This window comes from Pseudomonas sp. BP11-1-1 (genome assembly GCF_052112105.1).
In the GTDB taxonomy this organism is placed as follows: domain Bacteria; phylum Pseudomonadota; class Gammaproteobacteria; order Pseudomonadales; family Pseudomonadaceae; genus Aquipseudomonas; species Aquipseudomonas alvandae.
The window spans coordinates 1-1,417 of record NZ_JAUTYU010000039.1 but is presented as its reverse complement, the minus strand read 5'-3'; the positions used below and the strand labels follow the sequence as shown (position 1 = coordinate 1,417).

The 1,417-nt window shown below is 66.4% G+C and carries 1 protein-coding gene; it reads left to right on the top strand.

The genetic code is table 11. The features are described from left to right. Positions 1 to 1,417 (top strand): beta strand repeat-containing protein (locus tag Q7C33_RS28865; RefSeq protein WP_407684590.1); only part of this gene is annotated, 1,417 nt, incomplete at both ends.

Below are 1,417 nucleotides of genomic sequence, written 5' to 3'. Positions count from 1 at the left end.
GCCTCGGCCGGTGCTTCGTCGGCTGATGTTGAGCTGACTCCGGACGGCTCCACCGCCAAGGTCATGGACCTGACCGCGACCCCGGCCAGCATCGTAGCCAACGGCACGGCGACCAGTAACCTGGTGGCCACGGTTGAAGATGCCAACGGTAACCCGGTGGCCAACGCCCCTGTGACCTGGTCGACCAACATCGGCACCCTGTCGGCCGCATCGAGCAGCACCGATGCCAATGGCAAAGCCAGTGTGACCCTCAAGGGCACCGTTGCCGGCACCGCGGCCGTGAAAGCCCAGGCCTCGGCCGGTGCTTCGTCGGTCAACGTGGCGCTGACTCCGGACGGCTCCACCGCTAAGGTCGTGGACCTGACGGCGACCCCGGCCACCATCGTGGCCAATGGCGCGGCGAGCAGTACCCTGGTGGCCACGGTCAAGGATGCCAATGGCAACACCCTGGGCGCCGGCGTTGCGGTGACCTGGTCGACATCGTTGGGCAGCTTGTCTGCAGCATCGAGCACGACCAATGCCAGTGGCCAGGCCTCGGTGACGCTGAAAGGCACGGTGGCCGGTTCGGCGACGGTGACAGCTTCGGCGGTGGCTGGATCTGCAACGGCAGCGGTGATCCTGACGTCGGACGGCTCCACCGCCAAGGTGGTGGACCTGACTGCGACCCCAACCACTATCGTGGCCAACGGTACGGCGACCAGTACTCTGGTGGCCACAGTTGAAGATGCCAACGGCAATCCGGTGGCCAACACCCCGGTGACTTGGTCGACCAGCACCGGCACCCTGTCGGCCGTGTCGAGCAGCACCGATGCCAACGGCAAGGCTAGCGTGACGCTCAAGGGTACCGCCGCCGGCACGGCGACCGTGAAAGCCCAGGCCTCGGCCGGTGCTTCGTCGGTCAACGTGGCGCTGACGCCGGACGTCTCCACCGCCAAGGTGGTGGACCTGACTGCGACCCCGGCCACAATCGTGGCCAACGGCACGGCGACCAGCTCCCTGGTGGCCACGGTTGAAGACGCGAACGGCAATCCGGTGGCCAACGCCCCAGTGACCTGGTCGACCAGCATCGGCACCCTGTCCGCCGCATCGAGCAGCACCGATGCCAATGGCAAGGCGAGCGCCGTACTGACGTCCTCAACAATTGCTGGGACTGCAACCGTAACTGCCAATAGCCTGGCGGGATCCGCAACAGCGGCTGTGGCTATGACGCCAAACAGCGCTACTGCTGACGTAACCTCGCTGGTAGCGACTCCGACCAGCATCGTGGCCAACGGCACGGCGACCAGTACTCTGGTGGCCACGGTCAAGGATGCCAACGGCAACACCCTGGGCGCCGGCGTTGCGGTGACCTGGTCGACGTCGCTGGGCAGCTTGTCTGCAGCATCGAGCACGACCAACGCCAGTGGCCAGGCCACGG